The sequence below is a fragment of the Arthrobacter sp. 2YAF22_2 genome (assembly GCF_052114645.1).
Classification (GTDB): domain Bacteria; phylum Actinomycetota; class Actinomycetes; order Actinomycetales; family Micrococcaceae; genus Arthrobacter.
Map to the genome: position 1 here is coordinate 1 of NZ_JBFRFD010000114.1, position 8,357 is coordinate 8,357.

Annotated in this window: 7 protein-coding genes; all 7 read left to right on the top strand. The window is 68.2% G+C overall.

What is annotated here, in order from left to right:
• Positions 1–1,368, top strand: a complete 1,368-nt coding sequence (locus AB4Y86_RS06775) for a dihydroorotase (protein ID WP_441401256.1) — start codon at positions 1–3, stop codon at positions 1,366–1,368.
• Positions 1,368–1,886: a PH-like domain-containing protein gene (locus AB4Y86_RS06780; protein ID WP_441401258.1), complete on the top strand. Its 519-nt coding sequence runs from the start codon at positions 1,368–1,370 to the stop codon at positions 1,884–1,886. The genes AB4Y86_RS06775 and AB4Y86_RS06780 overlap by 1 nt, the downstream gene beginning before the upstream one ends.
• 37 nt (positions 1,887–1,923) lie before the next feature.
• Complete coding sequence (gene carA / locus AB4Y86_RS06785) at positions 1,924–3,156, top strand: glutamine-hydrolyzing carbamoyl-phosphate synthase small subunit (RefSeq protein ID WP_441401260.1); 1,233 nt, start codon at positions 1,924–1,926, stop codon at positions 3,154–3,156.
• Positions 3,156–6,494 (top strand): carbamoyl-phosphate synthase large subunit, encoded by a 3,339-nt coding sequence (gene carB, locus AB4Y86_RS06790; protein ID WP_441401262.1) that lies wholly within the window; start codon positions 3,156–3,158, stop codon positions 6,492–6,494. The genes carA and carB overlap by 1 nt, the downstream gene beginning before the upstream one ends.
• Positions 6,487–7,353, top strand: a complete 867-nt coding sequence (pyrF, locus tag AB4Y86_RS06795; protein WP_441401264.1) for an orotidine-5'-phosphate decarboxylase — start codon at positions 6,487–6,489, stop codon at positions 7,351–7,353. The genes carB and pyrF overlap by 8 nt, the downstream gene beginning before the upstream one ends.
• A gap of 97 nt (positions 7,354–7,450) precedes the next feature.
• Entirely contained in the window at positions 7,451–7,768 is a 318-nt protein-coding gene (gene mihF / locus AB4Y86_RS06800) for an integration host factor, actinobacterial type (RefSeq protein ID WP_441401266.1), read from the top strand.
• Positions 7,769–7,807: 39 nt separating this feature from the next.
• The coding region (gmk, locus tag AB4Y86_RS06805) for a guanylate kinase (RefSeq protein ID WP_441401268.1) at positions 7,808–8,357 on the top strand (550 nt) is incomplete at its 3' end.

Genomic DNA, 8,357 nt, shown 5'->3' on the forward strand with positions numbered 1-8,357 from the left:
CTGGAGACCGGCAGCACCGGTACCTACCTCATCCGGGGAGCCGCGATCCTCGGCGGCGCCGCTGAAGACCTGCTGATCCGCGACGGCCTGATCGCCGCCCGCGGCGCCGGACTCGACGCCGCGGGCGCCACCGTGATCGACGCCGCCGGCCTTGTCGCCCTCCCCGGCATGGTGGACATCCATACCCACTTGCGCGAACCCGGCCGCGAGGACGCCGAAACGGTCGAGACCGGCACCCGCGCCGCGGCCTTGGGCGGCTACACCGCCGTGCACGCCATGGCCAACAGCACCCCGGTGGCGGACACCGCCGGCGTCGTCGAGCAGGTCCTGAGCCTGGGCCGCGCGGCCGGCTGGGTGGATGTCCGCCCGGTCGGTGCGGTCACCGTGGGCCTCGCCGGGGAGCAGCTCGCCGAGCTCGGCGCCATGGCTGACTCCCGTGCCCGGGTCCGGGTCTTCTCCGACGACGGTGTCTGCGTCAGCGACCCGGTCCTCATGCGCCGGGCGCTCGAATACGTCAAGGCGTTCGACGGCGTGGTCGCCCAGCACGCGCAGGAACCCCGCCTTACCGCCGGGGCCCAAATGAACGAGGGCGTCGTCTCCGCGGTGCTCGGCCTCACCGGCTGGCCAGCTGTCGCCGAGGAAAGCATCATCGCCCGGGACGTGCTGCTCGCCCAGCATGTCGGGTCGCGGCTGCACGTCTGCCACGTCTCCACGGCCGGCTCCGTGGAGATTGTGCGCTGGGCAAAGTCGCGCGGCGTCAACGTCACGGCGGAGGTCACCCCGCATCACCTTTTGCTGACGGACGAGCTGGTCCGCAGCTACGACCCCGTCTACAAGGTCAACCCGCCGCTGCGCACCGAGACGGACGTCCAGGCCCTCCGTGCCGCGCTGGCGGACGGCACTATCGACGTCGTCGGCACCGACCACGCCCCGCATCCCAGCGAACACAAGGAATGCGAATGGGCTCAGGCGGCAATGGGCATGACCGGACTGGAAACCGCCCTCTCAGTGGTGCAACACACCATGATCGACACCGGGCTGATGGACTGGGCCGGTTTTGCCCGCGTGACTTCCACCACGCCGGCCGAGATCGGCCGGCTGGCAGACCAGGGCCGGCCGCTGGAACCCGGCGAACCTGCCAACGTCATACTCGTGAACCCGGCTGCGCGCTGGACGGTTGACCCTTCTAAGATGGCAACCATGGGCCGTAACTCTCCGTTTGCCGGCCGGGAACTCCCGGGCAAGGTGGTGGCCACCTTCTTCAAGGGTCATCCAACCGTCCTGGACGGGCAGCTGAACAGCCCGTACCGGTGGCTCCCGGAGACCGCAGACAACGCAACGGGAACAGCAGCGGCGGGCCGCCCCTGATGGTCAAGGAACTCTCCCTCATCCTCACCCTGGTCCTGGTCGTCGTCGCGCTGGCCCTGATCGGGATCGGCTGGCGGAACCGTCTGCGCCGCCAGGCCGACGTCGAGCCGCTGCCCGCGGTGCCGGCGGAGCTGGGCGCGCCGCTGGCCGGTGCCGACGGCCAGTATGTCGCCTCGACCACCGCCGGTGACTGGCTGGACCGGATCGCCGTCCACCGGCTGGGCCTGCGCACCAACGCCGGGCTCAGCGTCCATCCCGAAGGTGTGCTCTTCGACCGCTCCGGGGCCGGCCCGGTTTTCATCCCGGCCGGCCGGCTGACCGGTGTCCGGCAGGAAAGCGGCATGGCCGGAAAGTTCGTCGAAAAGGACGGGCTCCTCGTGGTCAGCTGGATGCTCGGCAGCCGGGAGCTGGACACTGGCTTCCGCACCCGCCGGGCCGAGGACAAGGCAGCGCTCCTGACCGCCCTCGAAAATTTGATCTCCGCAGCCCCTCAGKCAGAWGCCGATAGTGGAAAGTAAAGACGTGACGGAATCCAACGAAGTGACTGCAACAGACGTGTCAGAAGAAACAGTGATTGAAAAGACAGTGACAGCAAACGCCGCAACAGCCTCCACCCCCGCCGTGCTCGTCCTCGAGGACGGCCGGATCTTCCGCGGGACCAGCTACGGCGCCACCGGCACCGCGCTGGGCGAAGCGGTTTTCGCGACCGGCATGACCGGCTACCAGGAGACCATCACCGACCCCTCCTACGCCCGCCAGCTCGTGGTGCAGACCGCCCCGCACATCGGGAACACCGGCGTGAACCGGGACGACGCCGAATCCCGCCGCATCTGGGTAGCCGGCTACGTCGTCCGCGACGCCGCCCGACGGCCGTCCAACTGGCGCTCCGAACGCAGCCTCGACGAGGAACTCGTGGACCAGGGCATTGTGGGTATCCAGGGTGTCGACACCCGGGCCATCACCCGTCACCTGCGTGAGCACAAGACCATGCGCGCCGGAATCTTCTCCGGCGAGGCCGCCGGCGCCACGGACAAGGAACTCGTGGCGAGAGTGCTGGCCAGCGCGCCGATGGAAGGCTCCCGGCTCGCCGAGGAAGTCAGCGTCGATGAGGCGTACACGGTTGAGCCCGGCGACTGGGGCTGGGACGGCGAACCGCGGTTCAGCATCGCCGCGATCGATCTTGGCATCAAGCGGATGACCCCGATCCGTTTCGCCGAACGCGGCGTCCGGGTCCACGTGCTGCCGGCCACCGCCACCCTCGAGGATGTCAAGGCTGTCAACCCGGACGGCGTGTTCATGTCCAACGGGCCCGGCGACCCCGCCACCGCCGATAGCCAGGTCAACCTGCTGCGCTCGGTGTTGGATGCCAAGCTGCCCTACTTCGGCATCTGCTTCGGCAACCAGATCCTGGGCCGGGCCCTGGGTTTCGGGACGTACAAGCTCCGTTACGGCCACCGCGGGATCAACCAGCCGGTGATGGACCGCCGCACCGGCAAGGTCGAAATCACCTCGCAAAACCACGGCTTCGCCGTCGACGCCCCGCTTGAGGGCGCCACGCAGGCGCCGGAGGAGCGCTTCGGCCGCGTCGAGGTCAGCCACGTCAGCCTCAACGACGACGTCGTCGAGGGCCTGTACTGCCTGGACATCCCCGCTTTCTCGGTGCAGTACCACCCGGAAGCCGCCGCCGGCCCGCACGACGCCGCGTACCTCTTCGACCGCTTCATCGAGTTGATGGCGGACGCTTCTTCAAAGACTGCCACCGAGACCAAGACTGAGGACAAGAAGTAATGCCCAAGAGAACTGACCTTAAGAGCGTCCTGGTCATCGGTTCCGGCCCGATCGTGATCGGCCAGGCGGCCGAATTCGACTACTCCGGCACCCAGGCACTGCGTGTCCTCAAGGACGAAGGCCTGCGCGTGATCCTCGTCAACTCCAACCCGGCCACCATCATGACCGACCCCGAGTTCGCCGACGCCACCTACATCGAACCGATCACCCCCGAGGTGGTCGAGAAGATCATCGCCAAGGAACGCCCCGACGCGCTCCTGCCCACCCTGGGCGGCCAGACCGCGCTCAACACCGCGATCGCGCTGGACAAGAACGGCGTACTGGAGAAGTACAACGTGGAGCTCATCGGGGCCAACATCGCCGCGATCGAACTCGGCGAGGACCGGGAGAAGTTCAAGGGCGTGGTGGAACGCTGCGGCGCCGAATCCGCCCGCAGCCACATCATCCACACCATCGACGAGGCCCTCACCGCAGCCGTTGACCTCGGCTACCCGATGGTGGTCCGGCCCTCCTTCACCATGGGCGGCCTCGGCTCCGGTCTCGCCTACGACGAGAACGACCTCCGCCGGATCGTCGGCCAGGGCCTGCAGTACAGCCCCACCACCGAGGTGCTGCTCGAAGAGAGCATCCTCGGCTGGAAGGAATACGAGCTCGAGATGATGCGGGACAAAAACGATAACGTGGTTGTCGTTTGTTCGATCGAGAACTTCGACCCGGTCGGCGTGCACACCGGCGACTCGATCACGGTCGCCCCGGCTCTGACCCTGACGGACCGTGAATACCAGCGGCTGCGTGACATCTCGATCGCCGTCATCCGCGAAGTAGGCGTCGACACCGGCGGCTGCAACATCCAGTTCGCCGTCGAACCCGACACCGGCCGCGTCGTCGTGATCGAGATGAACCCCCGCGTCTCCCGCTCCTCGGCGCTGGCCTCCAAGGCCACCGGCTTCGCGATCGCCAAGATCGCGACCAAGCTCTCGCTCGGCTACACCCTGGACGAGATCCCGAACGACATCACGCAGAAGACGCCGGCCTCCTTCGAACCGACCCTCGACTACGTAGTGGTCAAGGTTCCGCGCTTCGCCTTCGAGAAGTTCCCGGCCGCGGACCCCACCCTGACCACCACCATGAAGTCGGTGGGCGAGGCCATGGCGATCGGCCGCAACTTTACCGAGGCCCTGCAGAAGGCGCTGCGCTCCCTTGAGCAGAAGGGCTCCCAGCTGGACTTCGGCCCGGTCCCGGAATGGGAAGTCCCGGAGCTGATCGAAAAGGCCAAGCGGCCCACCACCGAACGACTGCACCAGGTCCAGCGTGCCCTGCTCGGCGGCGCCACCGTGGAGCAGCTGTTTGAGGCCACCAAGATCGACCCGTGGTACCTGGACCAGCTGCAGCTGCTGAACGAGATCTCCCAGGAGATCCGCCGTTCCAGTGCCCTGAGCACGGAGATGCTGCAGCGCGCCAAGCGGCACGGTTTCTCCGACGAGCAGATCGGCGCCCTGACCCACCACTCGGAGGACGTCGTCCGCGGCGTCCGGCAGGCCCTCGGCATCCGCCCGGTCTACAAGACCGTGGATACCTGCGCCGCAGAATTCGCGGCCTACACGCCGTACCACTACTCCTCCTACGACCAGGAGGACGAGGTGGCGCTGCACGCCAAGCCGTCCATCATCATCCTCGGCTCCGGTCCGAACCGGATCGGCCAGGGGATCGAATTCGACTACTCCTGCGTGCACGCCTCGATGGCGCTGCGCAAGGCCGGCTACGAGACCGTCATGGTCAACTGCAACCCGGAAACCGTCTCCACCGACTATGACGTCTCCACCAGGCTGTACTTCGAACCGCTCACCCTCGAGGACGTGCTCGAGGTCATCGCGGCCGAGGAGCGCACCGGCGGCGTGATGGGCGTGTTCGTCCAGCTCGGCGGCCAGACCCCGCTCAAGCTTGCGCAGCAGCTCGCCGACGCCGGCGTGCCGATCCTCGGCACCTCACCGGAGGCGATCGACCTGGCCGAGCACCGCGGCGCCTTCTCCCGGGTGCTGGACAAGGCCGGCCTGGTCGCCCCGAAGAACGGCACCGCCGTCTCCTTCGAGGACGCCAAGAAGATCGCCGACGAGATCGGCTACCCGGTCCTGGTCCGCCCCTCGTACGTCCTGGGCGGCCGCGGCATGGAGATCGTCTACGACGAGCCGAACCTCTCGCGCTACATTGCCAACGCCACGGAGATCACCCCGGACCACCCGGTATTGATCGACCGCTTCCTCGAGGACGCCGTGGAGATCGACGTCGACGCCCTCTACGACGGCAAGGACCTGTACCTTGGCGGCATCATGGAACATATCGAGGAAGCCGGGATCCACTCCGGCGACTCCGCCTGCGTGCTGCCGCCGATCACCCTGGGCAACAACGTGATCGACCGGGTCCGGACCGCCACGCGGGCCATCGCCGACGGCGTCGGGGTCCGCGGCCTGATCAACATCCAGTTCGCCCTCGCCTCCGATGTGCTCTACGTGCTCGAAGCCAACCCGCGCGCCTCCCGCACGGTGCCGTTCGTGTCCAAGGCCACCGGCGTGCAGATGGCCAAGGCGGCGGCCCTGATTGGCACCGGCGTCACCATCCACCAGTTGCGCAGCGCCTACAAGATGCTGCCGGAGTCCGGCGACGGCTCCACGCTGCCGATGGATGCCCCGGTGGCAGTCAAGGAAGCGGTCCTGCCGTTCAGCCGCTTCCGCACGCCTGAAGGCAAGGTGGTGGACTCCCTGCTGGGCCCGGAAATGCGCTCAACCGGCGAAGTCATGGGCATCGACAAGCACTTCGACACCGCGTTCGCGAAGAGCCAGGCGGCGGCCAACAACCCGCTGCCCACCGAGGGCAAAGTCTTCGTGTCCGTTGCCAACCGGGACAAGCGCGCCTTCCTGATGGCCGTCAAGCGCCTCTCCGACCTCGGCTTTGAGATCGTCTCCACCGGTGGCACCGCCGACGTGCTGCGCCGCAACGGACTGCAGGCCACGACGGTCCGCAAGGTCGCCGAAGGCTCCAGCGCCGAGGGCGAAGGCACCATCGCGGACCTGATCATCGCCGGCGAGATCGATATGGTCTTCAACACCCCTTCCGGCGGCGAAGCCCGCGGTGACGGGTACGAAATCCGCGCCGCCGCGACGTCGATCGGGATCCCGTGCATCACGACGGTGGCCGAGTTCAACGCCGCCGTCCAGGCCATCGAGGCGATGCGGACCTACGAGTGGTCCGTCACAAGCCTGCAGGAGCACGCAGCGGCCCTCGCCGCCTCCCAGGCGGCAGCCAGGACCGCCGCCGCGGACGCAGTGCCCCAGCATGCCTGAGGCGGGCAGTGCCGGACCGGCCGGCCGGGAGTCCTTTGGCTCCCGGCTGGGCCGTGCCATGGCGGAGCGCGGTCCGCTCTGCGTCGGGATTGACCCGCACCCGGCGCTGCTGCAGCACTGGGGCCTGAACGACGATGCCGCCGCGCTGGAGCGCTTCTCGCTCACCGTACTCGACGCCGTCGCTTCGCTCGCTGCCGCGGTCAAGCCCCAGGTGGCACTGTACGAACGCCACGGCTCGGCCGGCATGGCCGTGCTGGAACGCGTCCTGGCCGCGTCAGCCGACGCCGGGGTGCTCAGCATCGCCGACGCCAAACGCGGGGACATCGGCTCCACCATGGCCGCCTACGCCGACGCGTGGCTGCGCGACGGGTCGGCCCTGGCCGCGGACTCGGTGACGCTGAGCCCGTACCTCGGCTTCGAATCGCTCCGGCCGGCCCTGGACCTCGCGGCGCAGACCGGCCGCGGCGTCTTCGTCCTGGCCCTGACCTCCAACCCCGAGGGCGCCTCCGTGCAGCACGCCGGCGGGGCGGACTCGGTGGCCCGGCGCATTACCCGGGCCGCGGCCGCCGAGAACCTCAGGTACGCCGGTGAGCTGGGATCCGTGGGCCTGGTCGTCGGCGCGACCGTCGGCTCAGCGCTGACGGACCTGAACCTGGACCTCGCGGCGGTCCGCGGGCCGATCCTCGCGCCGGGGCTCGGCGCGCAGGGCGCCACGGCGGCCGACCTGCGGCGCACCTTCGGCAGCGCCTACGGCCAGGTCCTTGGCACCTCCAGCCGGGACATCCTCGGCGCCGGCCCGCAGACCGCGGACCTGCGGGCCGCGGCGCAGCGCACGCTCGATGAACTTCGCGGGGCCTAGGCCGCTCCGCCCGCGGCGGGTTGCCGGCGGCGTCGTTCCATTGATTTTCTGCGCCTCCAGAGGGTAGGTTCGGGACAGCTACGCAGGGAGGACCTCATTGAGCTTGCGACCCCTCACGCCGCAGGAGCGTGCCGATGCCCTGCACAAGGCCGCCGCGGCGCGCTCGGCCCGGGCGGCGGCCAAGGATCGGCTGAAGTCCGGGGAACTGTCGGTCGCGGAGCTGCTCAGTGCGGGGGAGACGGATGAGGCGATCGCTCGGATGCGGGTGGTAGAGCTGCTGGAGGCGTTGCCGGGGATAGGCCAGGTGCGTGCAGCGGCCATCATGGACCGTCTCGGCATCGCCGCCTCACGCCGAGTGCGGGGCCTGGGAATCCACCAGCGCCGGGCGCTGGTAGATTTTATAGACGAGAAATAGCTTGGTCCGCCGAGCTTCCCCCACCGCCCAAAGGAATACGTGAGCAAGAAACCGGGACTGACAGTCCTCGCCGGTCCGACGGCTGTTGGCAAAGGCACCGTGTCCACCTATATCCGGGACAACTATCCCGAAGTCTGGCTTTCAGTATCGGCAACGACCCGCCCGCCGCGGCCCGGTGAGATCGATGGGGTGCATTACTACTTCAAGTCCAAGGATGAGTTTGAGGCCCTCGTGGCGGCCGGGGAATTGTTGGAATGGGCCGTGGTGCACGGGCAGAACACGTACGGGACCCTCAAAAGCACCGTGGACGCGGCGATTGCCGACGGCCGCTCGGTGCTGCTGGAGATCGACCTGCAGGGCGCCCGCCAAGTAAAGCAAGCCGTTCCCGATGCCCAGTTCGTCTTTCTGGCCCCGCCCAGCTGGGAGGAATTGGTGCGCCGCCTGGTGGGCCGCGGCACGGAATCGGCCGAGGAACAGCAGCGACGACTGGAAACCGGTAAAGTAGAACTAGCCGCTGAACCGGAGTTCGATCACACCGTCATCAATGATGACGTTCGTCGGGCAGCGGACGAGCTTGTTTCACTCATGG

What these genes read in the sequence shown, in the direction of transcription:
- carB (WP_441401262.1), top strand. Translation starts at nt 3,156, where the DNA reads ATGCCCAAGAGAACTGACCTTAAGAGCGTCCTGGTCATCGGTTCCGGC.
- pyrF (WP_441401264.1), top strand. Translation starts at nt 6,487, where the DNA reads ATGCCTGAGGCGGGCAGTGCCGGACCGGCCGGCCGGGAGTCCTTTGGC.